At 38.2% G+C, this 25,737-nt stretch carries 20 protein-coding genes; all 20 read right to left on the reverse strand.

Annotated features, from left to right (window positions below; genetic code table 11):
- Nucleotides 1-8 precede the first annotated feature (8 nt).
- Nucleotides 9-752 carry a YveK family protein gene (locus CLV38_RS05785; RefSeq protein ID WP_106192718.1) on the reverse strand — a complete coding sequence of 248 codons (744 nt, stop codon included), beginning with the start codon at nucleotides 750-752 and terminating at the stop codon, nucleotides 9-11.
- Nucleotides 753-1,028: 276 nt separating this feature from the next.
- On the reverse strand, nucleotides 1,029-2,039 hold the full coding sequence (locus tag CLV38_RS05790; protein WP_106192721.1) for an NAD-dependent epimerase: 1,011 nt from the start codon (nucleotides 2,037-2,039) through the stop codon (nucleotides 1,029-1,031).
- A gap of 196 nt (nucleotides 2,040-2,235) precedes the next feature.
- Nucleotides 2,236-3,405 carry a nucleotide sugar dehydrogenase gene (locus tag CLV38_RS05795; RefSeq protein ID WP_106192724.1) on the reverse strand — a complete coding sequence of 390 codons (1,170 nt, stop codon included), beginning with the start codon at nucleotides 3,403-3,405 and terminating at the stop codon, nucleotides 2,236-2,238.
- Between the two features lie 107 nt (nucleotides 3,406-3,512).
- The gene (locus CLV38_RS05800) at nucleotides 3,513-4,373 is read right to left on the reverse strand and encodes an LCP family glycopolymer transferase (RefSeq protein ID WP_245920552.1); all 861 of its coding nucleotides are present in this window, start codon (nucleotides 4,371-4,373) and stop codon (nucleotides 3,513-3,515) included.
- 282 nt (nucleotides 4,374-4,655) lie between these two features.
- Nucleotides 4,656-7,481, reverse strand: coding sequence for a GW dipeptide domain-containing protein (locus tag CLV38_RS05805; RefSeq protein ID WP_106192731.1), 2,826 nt, complete (start codon nucleotides 7,479-7,481; stop codon nucleotides 4,656-4,658).
- A 206-nt stretch (nucleotides 7,482-7,687) separates the two neighbouring features.
- Nucleotides 7,688-8,914: a hypothetical protein gene (locus tag CLV38_RS05810; protein ID WP_106192733.1), complete on the reverse strand. Its 1,227-nt coding sequence runs from the start codon at nucleotides 8,912-8,914 to the stop codon at nucleotides 7,688-7,690.
- A gap of 69 nt (nucleotides 8,915-8,983) precedes the next feature.
- Nucleotides 8,984-10,405 (reverse strand): Coenzyme F420 hydrogenase/dehydrogenase, beta subunit C-terminal domain, encoded by a 1,422-nt coding sequence (locus CLV38_RS05815; RefSeq protein ID WP_106192736.1) that lies wholly within the window; start codon nucleotides 10,403-10,405, stop codon nucleotides 8,984-8,986.
- Between the two features lie 26 nt (nucleotides 10,406-10,431).
- Entirely contained in the window at nucleotides 10,432-11,967 is a 1,536-nt protein-coding gene (locus CLV38_RS05820; protein WP_106192738.1) for an oligosaccharide flippase family protein, read from the reverse strand.
- Between the two features lie 15 nt (nucleotides 11,968-11,982).
- Nucleotides 11,983-13,095, reverse strand: coding sequence for a polysaccharide pyruvyl transferase family protein (locus CLV38_RS05825; protein ID WP_106192741.1), 1,113 nt, complete (start codon nucleotides 13,093-13,095; stop codon nucleotides 11,983-11,985).
- A 71-nt stretch (nucleotides 13,096-13,166) separates the two neighbouring features.
- On the reverse strand, nucleotides 13,167-14,186 hold the full coding sequence (locus CLV38_RS05830) for a glycosyltransferase family 2 protein (RefSeq protein ID WP_106192744.1): 1,020 nt from the start codon (nucleotides 14,184-14,186) through the stop codon (nucleotides 13,167-13,169).
- 4 nt (nucleotides 14,187-14,190) lie between these two features.
- Nucleotides 14,191-14,625: an FAD synthase family protein gene (locus CLV38_RS05835; RefSeq protein ID WP_106192746.1), complete on the reverse strand. Its 435-nt coding sequence runs from the start codon at nucleotides 14,623-14,625 to the stop codon at nucleotides 14,191-14,193.
- On the reverse strand, nucleotides 14,626-15,066 hold the full coding sequence (locus tag CLV38_RS05840; protein WP_106192749.1) for an HIT family protein: 441 nt from the start codon (nucleotides 15,064-15,066) through the stop codon (nucleotides 14,626-14,628).
- Between the two features lie 113 nt (nucleotides 15,067-15,179).
- Complete coding sequence (locus CLV38_RS05845; protein WP_106192751.1) at nucleotides 15,180-16,031, reverse strand: LicD family protein; 852 nt, start codon at nucleotides 16,029-16,031, stop codon at nucleotides 15,180-15,182.
- 117 nt (nucleotides 16,032-16,148) lie between these two features.
- Nucleotides 16,149-17,174 (reverse strand): glycosyltransferase family 2 protein, encoded by a 1,026-nt coding sequence (locus CLV38_RS05850; RefSeq protein WP_106192753.1) that lies wholly within the window; start codon nucleotides 17,172-17,174, stop codon nucleotides 16,149-16,151.
- A 44-nt stretch (nucleotides 17,175-17,218) separates the two neighbouring features.
- Nucleotides 17,219-18,076 (reverse strand): LicD family protein, encoded by an 858-nt coding sequence (locus tag CLV38_RS05855; protein WP_170068827.1) that lies wholly within the window; start codon nucleotides 18,074-18,076, stop codon nucleotides 17,219-17,221.
- A gap of 191 nt (nucleotides 18,077-18,267) precedes the next feature.
- Complete coding sequence (locus tag CLV38_RS05860; protein WP_170068828.1) at nucleotides 18,268-20,826, reverse strand: GW dipeptide domain-containing protein; 2,559 nt, start codon at nucleotides 20,824-20,826, stop codon at nucleotides 18,268-18,270.
- A 214-nt stretch (nucleotides 20,827-21,040) separates the two neighbouring features.
- Entirely contained in the window at nucleotides 21,041-22,147 is a 1,107-nt protein-coding gene (locus tag CLV38_RS05865) for a hypothetical protein (RefSeq protein WP_106192761.1), read from the reverse strand.
- Complete coding sequence (locus CLV38_RS05870) at nucleotides 22,144-23,247, reverse strand: glycosyltransferase family 1 protein (RefSeq protein ID WP_245920553.1); 1,104 nt, start codon at nucleotides 23,245-23,247, stop codon at nucleotides 22,144-22,146. The genes CLV38_RS05865 and CLV38_RS05870 overlap by 4 nt, the downstream gene beginning before the upstream one ends.
- A gap of 16 nt (nucleotides 23,248-23,263) precedes the next feature.
- Complete coding sequence (locus CLV38_RS05875) at nucleotides 23,264-24,304, reverse strand: glycosyltransferase family 2 protein (RefSeq protein ID WP_106192764.1); 1,041 nt, start codon at nucleotides 24,302-24,304, stop codon at nucleotides 23,264-23,266.
- Between the two features lie 20 nt (nucleotides 24,305-24,324).
- Nucleotides 24,325-25,707: a sugar transferase gene (locus CLV38_RS05880; RefSeq protein WP_106192767.1), complete on the reverse strand. Its 1,383-nt coding sequence runs from the start codon at nucleotides 25,705-25,707 to the stop codon at nucleotides 24,325-24,327.
- Nucleotides 25,708-25,737 lie beyond the last annotated feature (30 nt).

Here is a 25,737-nt window from a genome sequence, read left to right on the forward strand (position 1 = left end):
TACTCCTCCTATACTCTTGAGCGAACAGCTCTGGATTCATTAGTACGCTCTGGCAAGGCTTGACGTCCGTCAGATTTCAATTCTTCTGTGTTCATTTCTGAAATACGGCCTAAACTCGTCCACCCTAGTTCTTCGACGATAAATTTGTCATCTTTCACAGTATTGTCCAGGAATTCAAGCAAGAAGGCTAGTCCAACACCGATCATCCCGCCTAACACAAGCCCAATCGCAAGATTCAATGTATGGTTCGGAGAAATAGGATTAGTGGTAGCTTCTGCCGGTGAAATGACCGTTACGTTATCTACACTCATTATTTCATCTAAGTTCTCTTGAAAAACAGTCGCCGTTGTATTAGCAATTGAAGCAGCGGTATGTGGGTTAGAATCATTAACAGTAATAGAGAAAACCTGTGAATTGGCTTCATTAGCGATTGTGATTTGACCTCTTAAAGCGCCGTGACTCATTTCTAAATTCAAGTCTTCTCTCACTTCATCCAAAATAACGGGTCCTGTTATGATGTCTTTGTATGTATTAATCAGTTGAATATTCGTATCAATGTCTGAGCGTTGAATGGCATCTGTTTCTTGCGTTCTGTTTACTAATAATTGAGTATTAGAACTATATTCAGGTGTTGCTATAAAGAATGTATATAATCCAACTACCAGTAACCCTGCAAGAGTTAGATTGATAATAAGTGCTAGTCTCTTCTTCACTATCTCAAATAGTTCTTTTAAGCTAATTTCGTCTTCCATTTTGTCCTCCTAGTTATATCACACAATAATAAATTAAAATAAATTAATCTCATCTTTGTCATTTATAGTATCATATAAAATAACAACTTTGTATAAGTTTACATGATTGAACCAAAAAAATGTCATAAATTTAAAAAAAGTTGTCACATTTTTAGTAAGTAAATTGTACAGCTTAATACATCAGTGTAAACGGTCAATAAAGAAAATTTTTATTTTTCCTTTATTGTAAACGGCTAGTAGCTTCCGCTATACTTTATTTATAATTTATAGAAGCCGTTAGCCTGCGCTATAATACTGTTTATACCACTCAACGAATTTACCAAGTCCTTCTTCGATACTTGTTGTGGGTTTAAAGTTGATATCCTTTTCTAAATCGGTCATGTCTGCATAGGTGCGTTTAACGTCCCCAGGCTGCATATCCATATATTCTTTAACGGCTTCAATACCCAATGCTGACTCTAATGCATTAATAAATCGCATCAGTTTAACTGGACTGTTGTTGCCAATATTATAAATTTTGTAAGGGGCTGTGCTTTCGCTGATATCCCCTTGGCTTTCGTCCCAGTCTGGATTTGGTTCAGGTTTCTTATCGACTAGTTTCATAATGCCTTCCACAATGTCATCAACATAAGTGAAATCACGTTCCATTTCGCCATGATTAAAGACTTTAATTGATTTCCCTTCAAGAATATCTTTAGTGAATGAGAAGTAGGCCATGTCTGGTCGTCCATAAGGACCGTATACAGTAAAGAAGCGCAGACCAGTAGTTGGAATGCCATAAAGATGACTATAAGTATGTGCCATCAGTTCATTTGACTTCTTAGTCGCAGCATAGAGTGAAACGGGGTGATCAACATTATGGTTAGTCGAAAATGGCGCGATTTTATTGCCGCCATAAACTGAACTGGATGACGCATAAAGTAAATGCTCAACTGGATAATGTCTACAAGCCTCCAGAATATTCATAAATCCAACCAGATTAGACTCGACATAAGCATGCGGGTTTTCAATTGAATACCTCACACCTGCTTGCGCAGCTAAATGAACGACATGAGTGGGTGCTTCGAATTCAAATAAGTCAGTTATTTTCTGCTTATCACTGACATCTATTTTATAGAAAGTAAATTGATCATTTTTTTTAAGAATTGCTAATCTGTCTTCTTTTAACTTCGTATCGTAATAATCGTTAACGTTATCCAGTCCAACAATTTCAATGTTTTTTCCCAGCAACGCTTTAGATAAATGAAAGCCTACGAATCCGGCTGCTCCAGTTACTAATAGTTTCATATTTCTTGCCACTCCTACCATTTGTGTATGTAAACTTAAGTGTCCATTATAACTAAAACAATCAAGATGAACAAGGTTATTATCGATTATCACTAAATATTAACCACTCGTTTGCCTTATCTTCTTACTATTTTTTACAAAAAGCTAGTCGATCATTACTTTGGGTAAATAACCCTGATCGACTAGTGCAATACCTTTAATTATTATTGTACAAATCTCTCGTGTATACTTTTTCTTTTACATCTTCTATGTCTTCAGTAATACGGTTAGCAATGATAACATCTACTTCATTTTTAAATGACTCCAAGTCATTATTGACTTTAGATCTGTAGAACGTCTCTTCTTCAAGAACCGGCTCATAAACGACGACTTCGATACCTTTGGCTTTGATCCGCTTCATAATGCCCTGTATCGCACTCTGACGGAAATTATCTGAGCCTGATTTCATGACTAAGCGGTAAATCCCGACTTTTTTAGGATTTTTAGCAATGACCTGATCGGAAATAAAATCCTTACGCGTACGGTTCGCATCTACGATTGCAGCAATCAAATTATTCGGCACTTGATCATAGTTAGCTAGCAGCTGTTTCGTATCTTTCGGCAGGCAGTAGCCCCCATATCCAAACGACGGGTTATTGTAGTGGTCGCCAATACGAGGATCTAGTGACACGCCGTCTATAATGGACTGTGTATCTAATCCATGTACTTCAGCATAAGTGTCTAGTTCGTTGAAGTAAGCAACTCTAAGTGCTAGATACGTGTTAGCAAATAATTTAACAGCTTCAGCTTCTGTTGATTTCATCAACAAAACATCAATGTTTTCCTTAATTGCCCCTTCGACCAGTAAGTCAGCAAAGGTTTGAGCACGCTCTGACTTTTCACCTATGATGATACGACTAGGATGCAGATTGTCATAAAGCGCATTGCCTTCTCTTAAGAATTCTGGAGAGAAGATGATGTTCTCCGTGTTGTATTTTTTACGCAGTTCCAGCGTATACCCAACTGGAATTGTCGACTTAATGATCATCGTAGCGTCTGGTGCATACTTCAGTACATCTTCAATGACTGATTCAACTAAAGTCGTATCAAAGTAATTTGTTTTGTCATCGTAGTTAGTTGGTGTAGCGATAACTACATATTCTGGATTATGTAAGTAAGCCTCATTTTTATCAGTTAGTGCAACTAAGTTTAACTGTTTAGTTTTTAGATAGTTTGATAATTCAACATCAACTATTGGAGACTGTTTATTATTGATCATCTCTACTTTTTCTTGAATGACTTCCAAGGCTTTTACATTATTATTCTGAGCTAACAATACAGCATTTGACAATCCTACATAGCCCATGCCGACTACAGTAATATTCATACTATTCATCCTTCCAAAATAGGTGCTTATAATATAATAACCTGTAGTGAGTAATATCACAACAGGCTATTTATAATTTATATTTAATTTGCTTATATTTTCATTTATTAATTTAACTCTAACTCACCATTTAAATGTTCACGTACACGTGTCAACTCTTCATCAGGAATCATCTCATAGTAGACACCGTTTTGCATCTGTCCGTGTCCTGACAGTTGAAGTTGTTCCACATTGCTCACAGATCCTCTGTAATTGTTAAACATATCAAACATATCATCGAAAGACATATTTGTTTTCATATTGGTACTTAATGATTCGAGAATACTTCTGTAATTTCTTAAAGAATCGAATGAGGCAATGCTTGACATCGTGCCTTCGATGACTTGTCTTTGTCTATGCTGTCTACCATAGTCGCCATCTGGATCGTTATAACGCATCCTAGAATATTCTAGTGCCTGAGCTCCCCCCATACTGACAGGCTGGCCTTCATTGAACTGGTAACCGGCTTGCGAAAAAGTGATCGGCGGAACAACGGTAATACCCCCAACTGCATCTACTATCTGTTGCATACTTTCCATATTGACAGAAACGTAATAGTCGATTGGAATGTCAAATAAATTCTGCACGGTATTCACAGCCATTGCTGTGCCACCAAATGCATAGGCATGATTGATTTTATCTTTCTCGCCCCTACCGATTATTTCGGTATACGTATCTCTTGGAATACTCACAATGCTTGTCTGATTAGTATTAGGGTTTACTGTCAGAACCATCATCGTATCCGTCCGCCCAGTTTCGATTCGTCCATATTCTCCTGTATCGACTCCCATAATCAATACAGAAAAAGGATCTTCACCATCATCAACGACTACTGGTCTATCCTGACGACTACTGTGCTGTTCCTGTGCTTCCACTTCTTCATACATTTCGTCCGTAGTAGTCCTTACATCTCTATATGCTTGCCACACAAAATAACTACCTATTGTGGTAAGAAACATAAATATAATTGAGAATATGAAGAAAACTATTCTACCTACTGATTTCTTTTTTCTTTTATGACTTCGTCTTTTTGTACGTGAACGATCTTCCATTTGAAACCTTCTTTCTTTAAATGTACTGAAACTATCTTTATTATTGTACCAGTTATTTTTGATATTACAATCGTTCGTTTTTGAAATGATTGTGACTGTTTTTCTTAACTTCTCCTACTAAAAAAGCCAGAGTTTTAGTTACTCTGGCTTTTTCATTCTTTATCTCTTAAAGTATCGGTCTATTCCATCAGCCATTGCCACAGCTGCACGTTCTTGAAACTGTCGCGAACGGATTAGAGCTAAATCAGAAGCATTATCAATAAATCCTAGTTCCACTAATACAGCAGGCATATCAGTCTCTCTCAATACATGAAAATTATTTCCTTTCAACCCTCTGTTATACATACCTGTACGGTTTATTAGCTGAGGATGTATTGCGTCTGCTAATCTTAAACTCTCAGCAATACGTGGATCTTCTGTCCTGAAATTATTACGATTTGTTTCTTGTCCATAACCACTTGCTACTCTGTGATAAATGAATGTTTCGATTCCACGAGCTGTACCGGCTGCTGCACCACCCATCGCATTGTGATGAATACTGAGGAAAATATCGGGATTCAATGCATTAGCATCTTTAGCTCGATCCGCTAATGATAGAAACTGATTACCTGTCCTAGACATAATGACTTCATAATTTCGCGCTTTTAATATGTCTCTCAATATGAGAGCACTCACTAAATTGCGTTCTGCTTCAGTCGTATTTCCATTGGTAGCTCCCGGATCACTCCCTCCATGTCCGGGATCGATATAGACAACAGGTAACTGTAATGCTTTTCTATCTACCCATCCAAATACTCTACTGCCGATCTGGATCAAAGCGTAGCTTCCTGTTTGTCTTCGTACTGTTACTTCCTGATTTTCATAAAACTGGGTTCGGGATAGACGTTCATGTCCACTGACCCCCCAGGGAAGTGTATCAATGGTGTATCCTGATTTTAAACGGGCAGAATAACTGACTACTGATCCTTCATTGTATGTCTTTCTTTGAGGTGTGCCATTTAAGGCGGATTTGTCTATCCATCCTAAAGGCGTTCCACCTTTTTCAATCAACACATAGCTTCCATACTTTTGGGTCACTTTTACAGTTTCACCCGTAATATTTTGAGACCACTGAATGCGCTGATACCCTTCTACTCCCCATGGCAAGGTATCAAGGGAATAGCCTCCTCTGGAGACGGTAGAATAATAATCTACGGGAAAACTGTTGTTTACCATGCCTACCTGATACGTCACTTCTACTGCACGGTGATCAATCCAGCCAAGTAGACTGCCGTTCCTCTCAGCTAAAAGGTAATTTCCATTATGTGTCTGACGTACTACTCTTATCTTTTCGCCAAGGTAATGACTAGTATTATCAATCCGTTGGTACCCTTGTGTGCCCCATGGCAATGAATCAATTGTATATCCGCCTCGATTGAGGGTTGCTTCAAATTGTACAGTTGTAGACTGTCTCGGATTACCAGTCTGAGCTAAGCGCAGTGCCCTCCGGTCCACCCACCCAATTAGTTTGTCTTCTTGTTCAATTAAAACATATTCTCCGTTGCGCGTTTCCTGAACCACTTTTACTTGCTGGTTTTCATAGGCTCGTGTATTATCTATACGTTGATATCCGGAAGTTCCCCATGGTAAGGAATCCACAGTAAATCCACCTATTCCAACAATTGTAGTATAGTTGACATCTGTTCCATTCGTTATTTTTTGAGCAGCTGGAGAGATTGCACGGTGGTCGACCCAGCCAATTAGGCTTCCATTGCTGTCTTCAAGCAACACATACTCCCCATTATTTGTTTGTCTAACGGCTGTAACTTCTTCATTTATAAAGTCACTAGTTCTAGTCATTCTCTGATAGCCAGGAGTTCCCCAAGGCAATGTGTCTACGGAATACCCTCCACTACTAACTCTCACTCTTAATGAAATAACTTTAGAATGGTTAACATGTCCTATCTGTGCCATCCGTAAAGCTCTACGATCGACCCACCCAATCAACTCGTTGCTTCTTTCAATTAAAACATATTCTCCGTTACGCGTTTCTTGAGTAATCCGCACTTCCTGATTAACCCATTGAGTCGTTGTTCCCACTCGTTGATAACCAGACGTTCCCCAAGGTAATGAATCAATTGAAAAACCTGAGGCCCCTACAATTGTAGTGTAGTTTACATTCACACCGTTAGATATTCGCTCTGGAGACACTGAAGAATTAAACATCTCTGCCGCTCTCATGTTAAGAGAAGAGGAATCTTGAATTCCTTCAGTTGTCTGCTCTCCTTCTTCTTCTAATCCAGTTTCTTTTTCGATTTCGATTTCTTTCACTTTATCATCTTGCTCTAACTCTTCGACTTCTGTTTCATCTTCCAACTCTTCTTCAGGGTCTAGGGCGGATATATTCTCTTCAATGGTAGTGTCGTCATCAGTGTCTTCTGAATCTTCGCTCTGATTTTCATTGTCTTCTTCTATTTCTATGGAACTTTCTATTGAATCATCTACGGGTTCTTCCGTTGGCTCTTCGGTCAATTCTTCACTGTCATAATCTTGTATTAGAGCAATAAACTCCTCAACGTTCCATTCAAATAATTGTTCACTATAATTATGATCGGTTTCTTCTAATCTATGTACGAGTATCTGGATGACTGTTTCGTCTTCTAATCCTTCTGAGAGAGACAATCTAATTTCTTCACTGTCTTTACTTAAATAATGAACATGTTCTCCAATCGAAATTTCTATTAAAGGGTCATTAAGTTCATGAGTAAAAACCACCTGACTATCTTCAGAAATGGAGACAAAAATATGGGAAAATAATTCTTGTTCGTCTGTACTGTCTATCTCTAATAAGTCAGAAAATGGAAGGAACAGATTACCCTCAACCTCAGATTCCGGTTCGTTCATTCCTTCAATAACAGCGGGAATATTAGCCATAACTGATGGAACACTAGTCGTAAAGGCAAGAACTCCAGTCAAAATTGTACTATATACTTTCTTTTTAAACATAATATCCTCCTTTTTCTATCCTAATACAGTAAATAGTATAACATAGGATTTAATGAAATAGTGAGGGACTTTATATTATAACAAATTAAAAGCTAGTCTATTAACAAGTTATTTAAAACATTTCTTAATCAATTAGATACTTTTCCATTATTATGAACATAAAAAAGCCAAAACTCTGTATACTATCAGAATTTTGGCTCTCATTATTAATTTTTATTCAATAGATTTTTCAATTTAATTTTAGTGTCTTCATCCATCGATTTAACTGCTTTTTTCTTACTCTTATATAAAGTAGTTACTAGTGCAGCCTCTGCTTTACTTGGAAGAGAAATACCGTTTGCTTCAGCGAGCTCAACATTACTTTTAGCGAATGGATCATCATCCTGATTATGAACTTGCCGACTCATATAAGTATGTTCGACTTCAGTCTTATATTTTTCAATATCGAAGAGAATTTTCACGTCATCTAATTTACCTAGCGAATTCAACGTCATGAGTGTCCGGCTGCACTTACTGCAGATGGAACAGTTCTCATGCGTATCATCTCCACTCACACAGACGTTTAAATACCTATAAACCGGTTCGTAGTTTAATATATCAATTGTCTTTTCCACACGGTCGTGCGACATGCCATCTGACACAAGCTCAGTAGATTCTGTTGAAAGTAGCGGCAAAATGATCGGGTCACTGTAGGCGCCAATATCTATATCTCTATACGAGTCTGCGTATTTAATAGCTTCCGCGTATCTTAAACCGGCTGAAGCATAGTAGTAACGCCTGTAATACTTCTGAAGAAATAATATTCCGGCAGCTCCACTTATTGAGTGTATTTTCTGATGACCCCATTTAAGAAACTGAGGTAAATTAGAATCAACAGCTATAAACTCAACCCCGACTTCATCTGGGTATTGCCTGAGGTAGTCATATCGGTTGTTAAATTTTGTTCGAGTGATCTCATCACCATCATATCCGTGAGCCCCGACATTTAAAAAGAGAAAACTGTTGATCTTAAACTCAGGATCTTTCTCCAATTCATAATGGCGATAGACGGTATGAAACGAATCTATTCCACCGGAGAAACCAGTGCCTACTCCAGAACCATCGAAGTTCTCAGATGAAACCTGAGTAGCTGTGATTGTTATCTTTTTAGTATCTGGAGAATAGGATTGAATCAAAGGAATAACGTACTGATTTAAATTGTGAAGAAGTTTTTTAGATACGGTTCCTTCTATAACAATATCTTCACCGAATTTCATAGCAGAGTATACGAGTCCCACCAGAAAGGGATCATACCGATCAGCCGAGATATGCTGTTCATATTGTTTTTCTACTGAAAACCAGAGGACTGATTCTTCAATCGATTCGCTGTCAATTTGAACGCTCAACGTTGATTGATTATTTATCACTTCCAGTTTAATACCATGAAGTTTCATTTTATCATCCATTCTTTGTAAAATAGCCTCAGAATAATTGTATAAAAAACTTCACTTTGTTCGCAATTATTAGGACTTGATTTTTCTGGCAATTTTTTTTGCTAACGTACCAATACCTTGATTCATGTAATAAGCATAAGAATAATACTGCTCGTACTTTTTCACCAAAGGAGCCATTTGATCCGTAAAGTAAGTTAAATCGTCTTTATCAACAGCTTTTTTGAAATGAATATGACTCTCTTTGGCCAGTTTTTCTCTCTGGTCTTGTATTTTCTTTCTGATATAAGGCAGTTTATTCGACGCTTCTATTCTTTTTTTCGGACGCCAGTCACTGTCTTTATCTCTCATCCATAGGCGGTAACCCAGTTCATCTTGAGTATGTCTGAAGTGACTGGCCTGAGAAGCGATCATTTTAGTGCTGTCTATCTCATCCAGCCTCAATTTTTGGTCTGCTATTCCATCCTTAATGATTTGAGCTATTTCAGGGTGCCTCACTAGCAGAACGTTGGTCCCTTTACTTTCACCAGTGTATTCAGGCAACCATGCGTCTCCAATTGTCATATCGGCTGTTTCGTTCATAACATCATCCGTATAGTCTGACGCTTTTACTTTAAAGAATCCCTGACCCCAATTATCCCCCACAATTTCTTTCATTGGTTTGATAATAGTTTTAGTTTCTCCATTAATGACCCCTGTTACTTGAACGCCATAGCGATGGGCCGGGCGATGATCTAATTTTTTTCTAAAGTCTATTTTTTTAATATCTCCGGGCTTAAATCCTAACTGCCAGCCAATTGAATCAGCAAATCGGGCACTCTTAAGGTGTCCACAAATCAGCCCAATAGCGTATTTAATGCGTTCATTGATGACTGGATCCTGTCTGGCCAGTAGACGCACTGAAAAGATATAAGCTGGTAAACCTATAATAGCGTAGCGACCAGGCGTTTCTTTAATTTTCTGTAGAACTTGAGACATTTCGACGGGATAATACTTGGTCTTTGCTCCCTGGTTTATTTCTTCGATTGACCGTGAGATGTCATAGTGAAAAAGGGCCGGATTGTTAGGATCATTGTTCTCCTTGACGTGAATCACGCCATCGATCAGATCCTTCTCAAACAGTTCTTTCAGTATCCACGTCCCAAGGCCCCCAGAGCTTGCCTGAGCACGGTAGTTGCCTTCTTCGACATAACCGGCATACAGGTCCTTATAATAGCCCAGTCTGGTATGGAACTTTACATCAGGCAACTGACCGAACAATTCCTTTCCGACTTCTGTTTCATTTAGGCTTTCATCCATCATAGGGTCTATCAGCGACAGTGGAATGTCACTTCCAGCTGTTTCAGTTCCCGCTTCATTCATAAAAACAGGTTTGTACTCGCCATATTCGTTCCATTGAATCGAAATACGGTCATCAGCATACGCACTGATCCCGGTTCCGTAACTGTAATCATACTTCAGTACGGTCTCTTTAAATTTTAGACTATCGTCCACACTACCCACCTTATTCCTTTCCTTGCCTATGATATAAATCCAATTCGTCTTAACAGTCTCAGTACGGGTACACCAATCAAGTCTCTTTCATAATTGTTCATACCTAATTTCCATATGCTGAAGATAAACACACTAACATAAAGAAGTCCGAATAATAAAAAGAAGACTAGATTGTGGAGATCCACTAAATTCATAGCTATAACCCCTACAATTGTAGGAGCGATCAGTGCTGGTATAAAAGACGCAATTTCTTTCCAGAACAGGATAATATCAAGTCCGACTTTTTTATGATAATACCAATTCATTAACAGTCCATTACCTAAAATAAATGATAAAGCTGTCCCGAACGCTGCACCTGTTGCCTCATATCTTGTAGCTAGAGGTATCGTAATGAGTACATTAACAATAGCAATGATGAAATAGGTGACTGATCTGAATTGATGCATATTTTTTGCCTGCTGGATTTCAATCCCAATATTTTGAATCAAGGCAATTGTAGAAGACAGTATCAATAAAAGCACAACCGGATAAGCACCGGCATAGTCTTCCCCTGCCCACATTTGAATAAAGGGTGAGCCAAAGAAAATCAAACCAGACGCTATCATTGACAGCAAAATGAACTGAATACGCCCGATTCTGACGAACAGTTTCGTTAATATATTGTTATCATTAGACGTTGATACAATTTTGTTGACTCTTGGGATAAACACGCCTGAAATGGCCGTTGATAGACTCATATAATACTGTTCCAGTTGAGTAGCCAGTCCATATACGGCTACAACAACTGTCCCGTGAATGCGACCCAGTATAAATTTGTCTACATTTAGATTGATCTGATTGACGACCATACTCAAAAATAGATAAGACGAAAAAATGATGACTTCTTTTAGAACGACAAAATCGTAATTCTTAAATGAAAAGTGCATGTTCAAATTTCTGAAACAGAAAATGATATTCGCTACTTCCATCGTAATCAGAATAATTGTTGAGCCTATTGCCAGTCCCACAGAGCCGAAGCCCATTAACAATAGAGGAATCACTAAGAAAGGATTCGCTACTATTCTTAATACGTCTAACAATTTCTGGAATATAAATCGCTCATTTGCTGTTATAAAGGACTTGAATACGATATTTGGGAATGAGATGGCTGTATTGATCACCATGATTCCCATGAGGATTTGAGCCGTGTCCAGCTCATCTGCTGTCAGCTGCGTTCCGAATACCAACTCAGCATTAAAGACTAAGAATGATCCTCCGAGTACAGCAATCACTGCTACGGCACTGAAAATCATCAGGAACATCCCATTTAACTTTGCAATATTCTCTTTCTCTTCATTTACTTTATACCGTAAGTAAAAACGTATGTAGGCACTCCCCATACCAAAATTGAGCAGTCCAAGGTAGGCAACTACTGAAGAGACCAGGTTATATAGTCCGTATTCACTTTGACCCAGCAATCTCAACATGATTGGTGTATAAATCAAAGAAATAACGTATCCGAGGACCATTGAAATATATGATAGAGCTGTTCCAGCTTTTAACTGATTGATGTTCTTAGGCATTGATTCGCTTCCTCTTTATTGGAATGCTTGGTTTAAATAACTCAAGCTTTTATTTCGTTCTTTTTCTAGTATAGGAGATATGTGTGAATAATCAATGTCAAAAAGATTATCTTTATTGATTGCTTCAAATTTTCTGTCAATTAACTCAAACTTGTTTAGCAAGGTATCAATTCTGGAATTCATAGACGGAACTTTACTCACACGCTCGAAAACAACAAATGGTTTTTCAAGCAAAATCGAGAAGACGGCTCCATGGAATGAATCGGTGAAGAATACCGCAGCACTATTGATCATATCTACAAACTCGTCTGGTGTAAGTGTGTAGAAGTCAGCATCATCGTAATCCGCCAGGTTGACGATTTGAAGATCATGTTCTTTTGCTACTTCTTGAATCAGTTCCTGCTTATCGTTAGCCAGTTTCCCTAGATAATAAGTCAGCAGATACTTGTTCTGTGGTTTGACTTTAGCTGGCTTTGCAAATGTTAACCAGTCATTTTTCGACAATAATAATGTTGGATCGACTAACACTGGCGCTTGTCTGCCTGTCAAAGATTCAATGATTTGAGCTCCTGCATCTTCACGGACTGATAGAGACGCACATTCGCTTAGCCACTTAGTATAATTTTCCTTAAACTCATCCGGTATTGTCGCTACACCAAAACTGGGCGCATAAGCTACGCGCTTGTTTACAGGAGCAAATGCCAGGAAATCAAAAGGAGATCCTTTTCTATAAGTCGGGTTCCAGACTTGATCACTTCCAGTCACAAAAAAGTCATACTGGTCTCTTAGTGTATTGGGTATAGCCAGAGGATCAACTGTATAATCAGTTTCATTAATATACTTATCTGAAAACTCTTTAAACTGACGTTTTTTTTCATTAAGCAGTTTCTCTTTAGGATCACCTTTCAGTTTTTCAGAGACTCGACTGACATTGCCTTTGATTCCCAGTTCTTTCATTCGCTCCATGTACCTGACTAGAGCGGAACGGTTGTCTTCAGGACGATAGGGCTGATTCACGATTGTTTCAACCTCAGCACCCAATGATTTCAGCACTTCCTGAAGTGCGTAATTCTGAAGCCTATTTCCATAATTTTTATAATCAACTATTGTCGCAATACCTATTTTCATACGTTACCCTCATCTCTTTTCATACTTGCAAAAGATACTAGTCTCATGACGTACTAAGGCTAGTATCTCATTTAGTGTTGTCTTCTTTTATCCTGCATTATTTTTAACCCTTTGATCGTGAACATCAGTAAGGTTACAAACTGGTGTTTCATCAAAAAGACGACTAGTTTTTCCCAGTAAGTCCGCTCAGTGTATGTTAACAACTGGTGCTCCTTTGAAACCCTTGCTATCTGGCTGATTCGTCTTTTCTTCTCTTTTCCCGTTAAATCCGCTTCTTTGGATTCCAGGCTGACTAAACAAGCTAAGTACTTTTTAAAAAACTGTTTCTCAATTATCTTTCTGTTTGCTTCAGAATAGACGTGATAGTTCATCAAGAAGTCCCGTACTTTTTCAAACTGTAATTTTCTATAGTCAAATAATTGTTCGTGGTATTTAGTTGTTATTGATTCACTATTATACCAGTTATGGATATAAAGAACCTCTTTACTAACTGAAACAGTTCTCGCTTTAGCCATTATTTCAAGGTTGAATAGTAAATCTTCTCCTACTTTTATCCCCTCATCAAACCGAATGTCTTCTATGACTTCTTTTGTATAACATTTATTCCATACATAATGGATAAGGTTATCTTTAAATAAACGGCCAAATTCAGGTAAGAACGACTCCAGCGAATACTGAGCTTCTTTGTGAGGAAGAATCAAATTGTTCTTTTCACCTTCACGGTCAAAATGATTCTCGTAACCGAAAATCAGAAGATCTGTTTCAAACATTCTTTTGATTAGTTGTTCAAGTGTATTGCTTTTAATTTCATCATCAGCGTCCACAAATAACACATAGTCGCCAGTCGAGTGGTCCAATGCTGTGTTTCGTGTGACTGAAGGGCCTTGATTGTGCTGATTTACAGATTTGATCCGATCGTCTTTCATGCTCCACTCTTTGATGATCGACTCACTTTTATCACTGGATCCGTCGTTTACTAGAATAAGTTCCAAATGAGTATATGTCTGATTTATAATACTTCTAATGGTTTCACTGATAAATTGTTCTGCATTATAAACGGGAACAATCACACTAATAAGTTTTTGATTCATTAGTTTATTTGTTCGATCCTGTTAAAATTTCTTCCAGCACACCTCTGAGTTTCGTGGAAGAAGTGCCTTTAGTATAAGGGAAGTAGACAATATCTGTTCCAACTTCTGCAAATTCTTTTTCGAATTTGTTCCATTTTTCAGTTCCCTGCCAGTCACTACCCACAAACATGACGTCAAATTTGTGCGCTTCCCATGCAGCCATTTTGTCCATATCTTCCTGAGCCACGACTTTGTCGACATAACGAATCGCTTCAACGATTGCCATGCGCTCATCATGTGGAATAATGGCCTGTTTGTTTTTGTATGAAACCAGTTCATCTGTCGTCACCCCGACGATCAGGTAGTCACATTGCGATTTTGCATTTTTCAAAATATTTAAATGTCCGATATGAAACATATCATAGACACCTGTTGTGTACCCTATTTTATACTTTTTCATTTAAGACGCTCCTAGGTTTTTCTTTATTTCGTCAGCTATTGTATTCATTTCATCATCACTCAGCTTCTCTCCTGCTAATTCAGGTGGTTTCGGCCAATTCTGATCCTTATAAGTTCTGCCATTCAACTCTACTGATTGCTCATATCTCGGAAAGACATGATAGTGGACTTGTTTATCCACCATCATCAGCATTAAATAATTCATGATATCATGATTAAACGTCTTCTTTAGTGTCTCTTCGATCACGTTTACTGCCTGTTTCATATCAGCAAACTCTTCCTCAGTTACCTCAGAGAGTACTGGGCATTCTCTTTTTAAAGAAAGGACGCCTGCCCCTACTGTTCCCTGAACTGGGCGAAGGGACCAGATCCAGAAATCTGTCTCAAAAAGAGTATAGTCACTGATTTTAAATTTTTCATTAAATGCCTTTAGTTCGTTCATTCGTCTTCACTCCTCAGAAATATCTAGCGTAGATAGTATAAGTATAAAGGTTCAACAGTTAATTTATCAACTTTTCTCTTTTTGTGAACGGACAATAGGCTATTGATTTATTTTTAAATAGTTGTATCAAAAATGATTCGGGCTGGTGCATGTGTCTGGCGCTTGTCTTCCGGTGGCAACTCCATATAGTTTTCACTGAATATGCGCTTTAGGACGACTTCGTACTCTCCGGGCACATCAAAGGAACGGCCTTCAAATTCTAATTGCTTAGGTGGATGATAGACATCTTTAGGCATGGTTTGTTTCTTGAAGTTATACTGACTCCCTACATTAATGTAATAATCAGATTCAGCATTCCCCAGAGATGTAATGATTCGTTTCTGCCACATCAGGATCTGATGAGTCGAAAATGGTTTAAATAAAGTCGCTACGGTGTTTTTGACCAGATACTTGCCTTTACTTCCGGTGTCTTTTGAGAACAGTGCCGTTGTCTTGAAATCCGCAATTTTTCTCAACAGTTTTGCCAGCTTAACTTTACGTCCTTGCCCTTTATGATCAGGTTCCTGTGCATGATCCAACGGGAATATATCGATAAATATCCCCCGGTGACTCTCAACATAACGAGTCGGCAGATCATCATACAAGGTTAAATTTTTACGCAGCTTAGCAAATGGAAGCCAATAGTTCTCGTCTGTCTCGATCGACTGAATGACATATTTAGTCTGTGCTTCTTCATGAAACAACTTAATGAAGCGTTGGTAATCGTCTCGGGGCATGACCACATCCAGGTCATCGTCCCATGGAATGAATCCTTTATGCCTAACTGCACCCAGTAATGTACCTCCGATCAGAAAGTAGCTTAACTGATGTGTTTTACAGAAGGCATCAAAATCGCTCATGATTTCTAAAAGTGTTATTTTTAATTGTTCTAAAGTCTCGTCTGAAATAGCTGTAGTTTCTGTCATTATAATGACTCCTCGTTTTCAATTCATTTTCAAACCTATCTTATTCTATTAGCAAATACTAAAAAGGTCAACTTTTCTTTTGTTAAAATTCTTTAATAGTGCCGATGATATTACTTGTTACCGCTCGATTATGGATACCAGCCAGAAATAAACTTTGGCAGAATCCGTAAACGCTCTAACTTTTCTCTTCATTATAAGGTAACCCAGAACGTTCGATGTTCGGCTGTATCGTCTGAACCAGGGGGTGAGCTCCTGAACGAGTGTGTCATTGATAAGTCGCGCGCTTAACATCCGCTTTTCTCTTCTGGTCAAAGGGGCTTCTGAAGCGAAATAATTTTTTAAAACAGTAAAGAATTTTTTTGAGAAGTAATGGTTTAACGTTTCTTCGTTCGTATGCGTCCACTTGTCATGATCGATTAAGAACGCTTTTGACTTCAGGTAAGTCAGTTTACGGTACTCAAACAAATCCGGTTGATACGTTTTAGTCAGGGACTGTTCATTATCTTTCACATGCTCGATTACGGGTTTATCTATCAGCGTTAGTTTGTCGATCTGCTTTAAATAGGCCAGATTAAACAGCAGGTCTTCTCCAATTTTCACTGAATCATCAAATGCCAGACCTTCCACTTTCTCTGAACGGTACAGCTTATGCCAGAGGTAATGGACCAGTTGCGAATCAAACAGTTCACTATACTGATCTAAAAAAGCATCTTTCGAATACTTTCCCGCTAACAAGCCCGGTGTCACCTGATTCGTGCTGTGCAGATCATGAGCCCGTTTTACATTTTCATACCCTGCAATCACTAAATCAGCGTCTTTTATAGCTTCATGCATCAACTCAACGGCATTAGTCTTAAACGTATCATCCGAGTCAATAAAGGTGACAAACGATCCTGTCATCTCTCTCAGACCCAGGTTCCTGGCAGTAGAAGGTCCGGCATTCTCCTGCACGAAATACTTCACTCTAGGATCATCTGCATACCTTTCACACAGTCTATCAGTTTTATCAGTTGATCCGTCATTAATCACGATCAGCTCTATGGCTTTATAAGTCTGATTCAACACACTGTTGATACTTGTTTCGATTGTTTCTTCAGCGTTGTAAACAGGCATAATAATGGACACTAACGCTTGTCTGTTCATTTTAAAGCTCCCCTTATTCTTCGCGCTTGACTGGCGTCCGTATTTTAGTCGTTGTCAAAAGCAATTTTGATGACACCGTGATGGGATTCTCTCTCTTCTTCTGGCGGTAAAGAAAGGTAGTCTCCATACAATTGGGTCAGCACTTTATCATAGCTGCGTGGTATCGGGAAACTATGGCCTTCAAACGGACCTGGAATAGTGTCATAAAATGCTTCTCTCTTTATTTTATACGCATGAAACCGTTTCTTTGTTGCCCCGTTGGTTAAATGAGAAACATAGGGTGTCTCTTTGTGATTTAAGAGAGTAGCCACTTTCTCATGAAGTCTGTCGGTCACATATTTAGGAATGATTTTAGAGACGACATATAATCCGTAACGGACAACTTTTTTCTTTTTATTCTGCTCTCTTTGACAGTTTTCAATTGCACGGGCATTATTCAAACGCCACAAGTTGTTGTACAGCATCTGATAGACCTTGCGGTGCAGCTCTCCTTTGATTGTATCCGGCTCTATGTTATCCAGTGGCATGATACTGATCGGTATGCCGTGGTGCATATTGAACGGCTCATACAGTTCCTGGAGCATGACTGTATTGTTCTTCCGGAGTCGACCGGACTGCTTATAGTACTCAGGGTCGGTTTCATACGTCTGCAGAAAATAACGCTCATTCAGTTCCTGTGGAACTACCTCTTTAAAGCGTTCATAATCTTTCCTTAATATGGCCAGATCGATATCATCGTCCCATGGTATAAACCCTTCATGTCTAATGGAGCCTAACAACGTCCCCGCAAACAGCTGATAGGGAATATCATGCTTCCTGCAGATACGATCAAACTCGATCAGGATCTCCAGTTGTGTCTCTTGTAGTTGTCTTAATGTATCATTTGTGAACTGGTGTGTCATCGAAACCCTCTTCCTAGTATAAATCGTAATAGAATTTACTCTTAATAACTGATTATTTGTCCTGCTTATCTCTTTTAATAGTAACATACTGGCTAATCATTACTAACTGTTATTAATGACTTCTTCTCACTTAATGCCAAAAAAAGAGGACACGACTGATTGTCTTGTCCTCTTTCCATCTATTAACCTAATTATCTGATGATCGCTCTTCTATCTACCCATCCAAAGTTTCTGCCATTGATTTGTATCAATGCGTATGAACCTGTCTGGCTAGTTACACGTACTGTCTGTCCTGAATAGAACTGTGTACGTGAAATTCTTCTGTGACCGGCTACTCCCCATGGTAATGTATCCAGAGTATACCCACTTCTCAATGTAGCTGTATAATTGACAGTGCTTGCTGCAGAGTAATTCTGTCTGACAGGAACACCGTCTAAAGCTGCTTTGTCCACCCAGCCAAGTCGTGTCCCATTAACCGTTACTAATGCATAAGAACCTGTTTCATGAGTAACCTGTACGCGTGTACCAACACGGTTGTTCGTGCGGTCGACACGCTGGAATCCAGCTGTACCCCATGGAAGTGAATCCATTGAATAGCCGCTGCGCGCTATAGTCGCTGTATAATCAACCGGAAAACTGTTTGAAACGTTTTGAACTTCGATTGCTCTTCGAACTGAACGATGATCTGCCCATCCGATTAACTGACCATTTTGTTGAAGTAACACGTAATTTCCATTTTTTGTTTCCTGAACAACTCTAGCCTCTTGACCGCGATACTGAGTCGTATTGCTTAAACGAACAAATCCGTTAGTTCCCCATGGTTGAGAATCAAGTGAATAACCCCCATTTTGAACGATAACATCGTAGCTGATATCAATACCATTTGAAATTCTTCTGGCATTAGTATTCACGGCTCTATGGTCTACCCAGCCTAATAATTCACCATTCAGTTCAATCAGCAGGTATGCTCCGTTTTGAGCTTCTCTAACGACATTAACCAATTGATCAGCATGAACTTCGGTTCTTCCCAAACGCTGGAAACCGTTCATTCCCCAAGGCATAGTATCGATTGAATAACCTGTACGTAATATTCCTGAGTAATTTACTGTTCTGGAGTTTGAAATGTTTTCTACTAATTTAGGAGTTAAATCTTCTACTTGAATATTATCGTATTGTGTCAGATTAAACTGATTGATAATACGTCTGATTGCAGCGAAATAATTCGGATCAGTTGCATATCCTCTTAATCCACCTCTATCCAAAACATCAAAAACAGATGTAGTAGTGGATCTCCATGTACCAGCATAGTAACGTCTGTCCCAAGACAATCCTCTTCTTAGCAGATTAGCGTAATCCTGCAATGAGGCATCATAAGAAGGATAATGTCTGAATCCAGCTAATACATCAACTCTTACGCCGTTGTAGACTTCCCAAGTCCACATTAAAGTAGAGTTGCCGTTATGGGTGCCTTTTATTCCACTTAAATTATGATAAGGGGGTGAAGCCAATGAACTTCTTCCGTAGGCACTTTCATGAGCTGCCTGAGCAATCATTAGTGAAGCATATAACCCTTCTTCTCCATCCTGATTTGCAATCGCAATTGCTCGCGGTGCAATTTCATCTATGAATCCTTGATTAGTTGTAAAGACGGGAGTTGCTCCACCTTTATATAATCTACTTTGATCAGCTGCCGACAGCGATCTCTCTACTCCACGGCGTGTGACTGCTAACTGAGTTCCTACTGATAAAGAATTAATGTTTGACACATGACCATTCCACTCTCTCAATTGTGCTTGACTTAAATTGAAAGAAGTAGCAATTGCTCCAAATGTGTCACCAGCTCTGACGGTATACAAACCATCACTGTGCGTACGAGTAGTAGATGAAAAAGTCATAAAGTTAAATGTCTGGAAAGTAGGGGCTACTTCTTCTTCCCCGTGCAGTAAAGATTCTACTTCAGAAGACCGTTCAAACGCTACAGGCTCTTCTTCACTTTCAGATCCTTCTTCTGACTCGACTTCTGCTTCTTCCTCTTCGTTTTCTTTAACTGATTCTTTTTCAGTATCAGTTTCTGCACTTTCTTCAACGACGTCTTCTGTAATCGTCTCTTCTTCATATTCGACTTCTTCTGATACTGTTTCTTCTGATTCCTCAAGGACTGTTTCAAGTTCTTCTACTTCTTCGATTTCTTCTATTAAATCAGCTTCTTCAACACTTTCTTCTGAGTCAGTTGTTTCTTCTAAAACTTCTTCAGGAATTTCCTCTTTTTCTAATGAAGAGACATCTTCATTATATGTATCAGAAAGATCTGCTAGTAATACTAACTCTTCAACTGGGATAGAAATTTCTTCTACTACTTCACCAGCAGATAAAATTTCAATTGAGAGCTTTTCACCCTGAATTTCCTGGTTTAACGTTAGGACGACGTTAAACTCTTCGTTTTCGTCTATACTGACTGATTCTTCATTGATTGAAATATTCAAGGCATATGTATTACTACCACCAACCAACACTAAATTTCCATCTGCGTCCTTACTTATGTATATATCTGCTAAAAATGCTTGTACATTCTCATCGGTGACCTCCACCACTTCTGCTAATGACACACTACTGTCTAAGTTAAATTCCATCTTGTTTTCGTCTTGAATCAGATCAAGTACAAAAGGTGCTCCTGCTAAAACTGAAGGCGCTCCTGAGGAGAAAGCAAGTATACCTGTCGATACAACACTAAACCATTTCTTTTTAATCATTATTTCCTCCTTGATTTTACAATCATTAAATTTTGATAACAGAAAAAGTATATCATAAATATACATGAATCTATGCTGAATTCTAATAAAAATTGATTATTTCATTCTTAAATTTCAAAGTTCTGTAACAATTAGAAACAAAACGGATTAATCATGTACTAAAAAAAGCTAGCTTAAGCTAGCCTTTTGAGTACATCATTAAGTTAACATATTTCTAATAATTAAGAATGGTTACAGGAGCAGTGGTCCTACTCAACTGTATACGCTGATTTTTATACCAGTCTTTGGTGGATTTATTCTGTTCTATTAATATTATAACTTCATCAAACTGAACGTCTGAAGGGCATTCTGCGAAGTCCCTAAAGAATAAAATTTCATTTCCACTTTGATGCTCTTTTTTCTCTTCAGTCAATAGATTAGAGACTGTATCCAACTCAAACTGTGATAAAACTATTTTTTTCTTTTGTGGGAACCTGCTTATAGAATGAGCTAATTTAACTTGTTTTTCTTCGGTGCTGATACCTCTTAACTGATTAAAATACAAAATAGTATCGGAATCGTTCTCTTCCAGTTCATACATAAATGGTATTTCTTTACTGAGCATGGTTTTAAACAATACAATTATAACGCCCGTTATAAATCCAATAATTACTGTAACAACAAAGCCTATCACTGCCCTAATAGGACTAATGTACTGGATCTGAGCAAGAGCTAGATCCATCCATGTTTCTGTTTCAACCAGGAACGGCTCATCATCCATCATATAGATAACCTTATCATCTAATGCGACAATAAGTCCTTCTTCCTGTATAGCGTCATAATAAGCCTGTGCTATTACCCTGTTGTCCTCAACATCAGCTGTCCCTACCACGACTTCCAGTATGCGTGTACTAGAATCTTCTGAAACTTCTACAGCCAGCTCAGCCGAAGGTAATAATTCCCTTCCAACCCTAGCCTCTATATAAGAAACAACTTCCTCGCTGATTAAAAATTCTGTTATTAAGTTGGGATAATTATAAAATGTCTGATCTTCTCTCTCAATCAAAACACCAAATGCATATCGTTCCTCTTCCAGTGCCTCTTCAATGTTTCTAATGTCAGCGGTGCTGACTTCTTCCGGTTCTCTTTCGAGTATCTCTACAATTTCTTCTTGAGACAAAAACTCTTCCTCTTCTTCTCTTGTCTCAGTAAAAGTTGAATAAATACTATATGCAATTAGCACCATAAAGAGAAGTACAAAAACGCCTACAGTGATGACTATAGTTTTTCGACCGTTTTTTATATAACCTATTACTTCATCTTTCGTTGGAATATTTTTCAATTAGCGATCTCCTCACCTAAATAAATAGATTGCATCAAATCAGCAGTGTATTGTTTGCCATATTGTTTCATCTCCGGTAACGGGTTGTTTCCTAAAGGCTCATTTATAATTGACTGAGCCCAGTCGCGAGGACTAGTTTGAAGTGACTCAAATATGACGTTCTCTGATAGTACTGTCTCTCTTGAAACCTCTTTTGATAAGACTAATTTCAAACCAGCTGCCTGCGCTTCTACAGCTGAAATAGGCAATCCTTCGTATAAAGACGGCATCACCAAGACATCCATCGCATTCAGTATTCGCGGAATATCATCTCTGACACCCATAAAACAAACGGCTTCCGTTAAATTTAAACGATTAACTTTTTCTTTTATCTCTTCTTCAAGAGACCCTTCTCCTATCAGCAAGAGAGTGCTCTCAGGTTTGATCTGAATGATCTCATTGAAAATATCGATTAAAAAACTATGGTTTTTCTGTTTTTCAAATCGTCCTATGTTTCCTATAACAAAGTGTTCTTCAGAGATACCCAATTTCCGTCTGCTCTCATTTTTGCTCTCAGGGAAAGCCTGATACAGCTGGAGATCGATTCCGTTAGGCACAAAAATAAAAGGCTGATGTTCTCCAAATAAGCCTACACCTGCTTCCGTTGAACAGGCTAGAAAATCAGTTGCATATTTAAATAACCATTTATCCAAAAATTTACGGGCGGTTTTAAACACAATTGAATCGTTCCCATCAGTAGTGGCATGGCTGTGTGCAATTCGTTTAGCTATCCCTGAATTATAGGCAAGTCTTAAATTAAGGCCTCCACCAAAGAAGACTTCATTATGAACGATGTCAAAATGATGATCATGCAGCAGTTTCTTTACTGCTTTAATATAACCCAACGGGTGCTTTTTCGGGTTTGGAACTGAAAAGATTCTACCACCTAACCGTTCAATCTCTTTATTATATGGGGTAACATCTTTGAAATCATGATAAATCAGAAAGTCAAACTGAATTTTACTGCGATCGATATTTCGATAGGTGTTCATCATGAACGTTTCTGCTCCGCCTTTTCCCATTCTTCCTTGGAAATGTAATACTCTTAATGGTTCACTCACAATATAATCTCCTTTTCTAGAAATTTCCTTTAAGTTTTTCGATCAGCTTCGGCGACAGGTGACTGACATAAAACATGACATATGATGCCGCGCCATTTAGACTGACTGACTTAGATCTAAATAGGCCAGCCATTATTTTTCGCATAGGCGAGTTAGTCGCGCTATATTTACTCGCTTTTTTCACAGAAGGGTGATTGAGAATTTCTTTTATTTTTCTTCGTTTTTCTTTAAAAGAATAGGGACAATCCTTACTGTGGAATGGAATAATACAGGACATCGTCCCTTTTAAAAATAAAGCACTGGAAACTGGCAAATTTTTATCCGTCAACTTTACTAACTCTCTATAAAACTCTTCGAATGTTTCGAATTTATTTGGTAAAAATTTGTTTGTTAAACTGTTTCTTCCATCAAATGTATAGTTGTACAAGACATCTGAAGATATCTGACATGTATTGACATGACTGTAATACTGCAGATTGAACAGCCGGTCTTCACAACTGCTGTAATGAGGAAATCTGATATTATTGGCTTTTACGATATCCAGTTTGTATACTTTATTCCAAATAACATACATCAATTGTTTTTCCATTAATTCATGCAGTTTGGCTAAAAACAACTCATGAGTCCCCAGCCATTCATCTTTCACTTTGACAATCCGCTCGTCTACAAAATCAGCCCCATCCATGACATCAAGTCTGTAGGAAGACACAATAAGATCCGGGTCCTGTTTTTCCAGGGTCATAGCGTATTTCTTCAACGTCATTTCAGGCAATGCATCATCGGAGTCCATCAAATATAAATAATGCCCTTTGGCAGAATCAATACCCATATTTCGTGCACTTCCCGGCCCCTCATTTTTCTTAGTGAGCTGAGTAAAGCGGGAATCATGTGCAATGGCGGAGTCAATGACCGTTTGTGAATTATCAGTGGACCCATCATTGACTATAATGCATTCAAAATCAGTCCATTCCTGCTTTTTTAAACTGGTGATCGTTTTCCTTACTGTATTTTCGCAATTGTAAGCTGGCATAACGATACTAAAAAAGGGGCGTATCATAAGCTGCAGTATCCTTTCTATTACTCCAAAATAGTTATTGTATCGGGAATAGGTTTCAGTTTAATATCCATTTCTTCATCTTCCACGCCTTTAGAAGACACTTTATCAAATAAGATTTTGATTGTCTGAACCATGATTTTAATGTCTAAAACTAAAGAGTATTTTTTAATGTACAACAAATCAAAATTTAACTTGCTGTTAAAATCAGTAGCATATTTACCGTAAACTTGCGCATACCCTGTAATACCTGCTCTGACATTATGCCTTAAATAGTAATACGGATTCAGTTCTTTGAACTGGTCCACGAAAAATGGACGTTCCGGTCTTGGTCCAACTAGTGACATATCCCCAAGCAGCACATTAAACAGCTGCGGCAATTCATCAATTCGCAGCGACCTTAAGTGCTTTCCAATTGGTGTAACCCTTGTATCGTTGGAAGTAGCCAGCACCGGCCCAGAGTCTTTTTCAGCAGTTGCTCCCATTGTTCTGAATTTGAGTATTCCAAATTCTTTCTGATTTTTCGTAATTCTTATTTGTTTATAAAAAACAGGCCCTTTAGAGGTGGCTTTCACTAACACCGCGGTCACAATCATGATAGGTGACGTTACAATTATCATGAGCAGAGCAACTACAAAATCGATCAGCCTTTTAATCAAATCATTTTCCGGAGAAATACGGAAGTTGGACACTTCAATCAAGCTCTCATCTTCTATATTCATGATATTTGGATTGACCATGACCATGTTCTCAAAACTGGTCTGCAGAAATATTTTTTTATCTTCCCTGATCATCAAATCATATATTTTTATCTTGTCTTTCAGGTTTTCTGATAAGTACACGATGTCGACTTGATTCATATTGTTCTTAACATTTTCATAAAAATTATCTGTTACAGCAATCGTAATCGTGTGTCGCTTGTTTTTGGCGTTTCCAAAGTTGTAAATAGCCTTTTTGCAGGCTTCAACGCTTCCGACAACCATAACTTTCTTGGTCCCGTCAACTTTTTCGTAGATTTTGAATACGATAAAGCGCCAGATCAGCAACAGGATCGTACTTATTATAAAACTAATCCCTAAAACTGATCTTGGAAAAGTGAACCATCTTCCGTAAAACGTAAAGACCATAATCGCCAGGGTCATTATAAACTGAACCAGTACGGTCAGATAAACAAAGTCGATTCTGGATTTATTGTACAGGATGTACATACCAAATAATATATTAAATAATGTAAATGCAAGCATGATATATATGCGTGCCTCTTCATATGCATAGTAGTTAAAGAACGGGATCATACCGTCATACCTTAACCAAAAAGACAGATAAATAGCATAATGATAAATGCCAATATCGATTAGTCCGCTGATAATTTTTTTTGTTCGATCAAACCCACCTGATTTATGCAAGGTAAGTCCCCCATTCTTATTTTAAATCTT

The sequence above is a fragment of the Alkalibacterium olivapovliticus genome (assembly GCF_003003275.1).
GTDB classification, from domain to species: domain Bacteria; phylum Bacillota; class Bacilli; order Lactobacillales; family Carnobacteriaceae_A; genus Alkalibacterium; species Alkalibacterium olivapovliticum.

Excerpts from the sequence above, each read along its gene's own strand:
- CLV38_RS05785 (WP_106192718.1), bottom strand. The coding sequence starts at position 752 with ATGGAAGACGAAATTAGCTTAAAAGAACTATTTGAGATAGTGAAGAAG.
- CLV38_RS05790 (WP_106192721.1), bottom strand. The coding sequence starts at position 2,039 with ATGAAACTATTAGTAACTGGAGCAGCCGGATTCGTAGGCTTTCATTTA.
- CLV38_RS05795 (WP_106192724.1), bottom strand. The coding sequence starts at position 3,405 with ATGAATATTACTGTAGTCGGCATGGGCTATGTAGGATTGTCAAATGCT.
- CLV38_RS05805 (WP_106192731.1), bottom strand. The coding sequence starts at position 7,481 with ATGTTTAAAAAGAAAGTATATAGTACAATTTTGACTGGAGTTCTTGCC.
- CLV38_RS05810 (WP_106192733.1), bottom strand. The coding sequence starts at position 8,914 with ATGAAACTTCATGGTATTAAACTGGAAGTGATAAATAATCAATCAACG.
- CLV38_RS05820 (WP_106192738.1), bottom strand. The coding sequence starts at position 11,967 with ATGCCTAAGAACATCAATCAGTTAAAAGCTGGAACAGCTCTATCATAT.
- CLV38_RS05825 (WP_106192741.1), bottom strand. The coding sequence starts at position 13,095 with ATGAAAATAGGTATTGCGACAATAGTTGATTATAAAAATTATGGAAAT.
- CLV38_RS05830 (WP_106192744.1), bottom strand. The coding sequence starts at position 14,186 with ATGAATCAAAAACTTATTAGTGTGATTGTTCCCGTTTATAATGCAGAA.
- CLV38_RS05835 (WP_106192746.1), bottom strand. The coding sequence starts at position 14,625 with ATGAAAAAGTATAAAATAGGGTACACAACAGGTGTCTATGATATGTTT.
- CLV38_RS05840 (WP_106192749.1), bottom strand. The coding sequence starts at position 15,066 with ATGAACGAACTAAAGGCATTTAATGAAAAATTTAAAATCAGTGACTAT.
- CLV38_RS05845 (WP_106192751.1), bottom strand. The coding sequence starts at position 16,031 with ATGACAGAAACTACAGCTATTTCAGACGAGACTTTAGAACAATTAAAA.
- CLV38_RS05850 (WP_106192753.1), bottom strand. The coding sequence starts at position 17,174 with ATGAACAGACAAGCGTTAGTGTCCATTATTATGCCTGTTTACAACGCT.
- CLV38_RS05855 (WP_170068827.1), bottom strand. The coding sequence starts at position 18,076 with ATGACACACCAGTTCACAAATGATACATTAAGACAACTACAAGAGACA.
- CLV38_RS05860 (WP_170068828.1), bottom strand. The coding sequence starts at position 20,826 with ATGATTAAAAAGAAATGGTTTAGTGTTGTATCGACAGGTATACTTGCT.
- CLV38_RS05875 (WP_106192764.1), bottom strand. The coding sequence starts at position 24,304 with ATGATACGCCCCTTTTTTAGTATCGTTATGCCAGCTTACAATTGCGAA.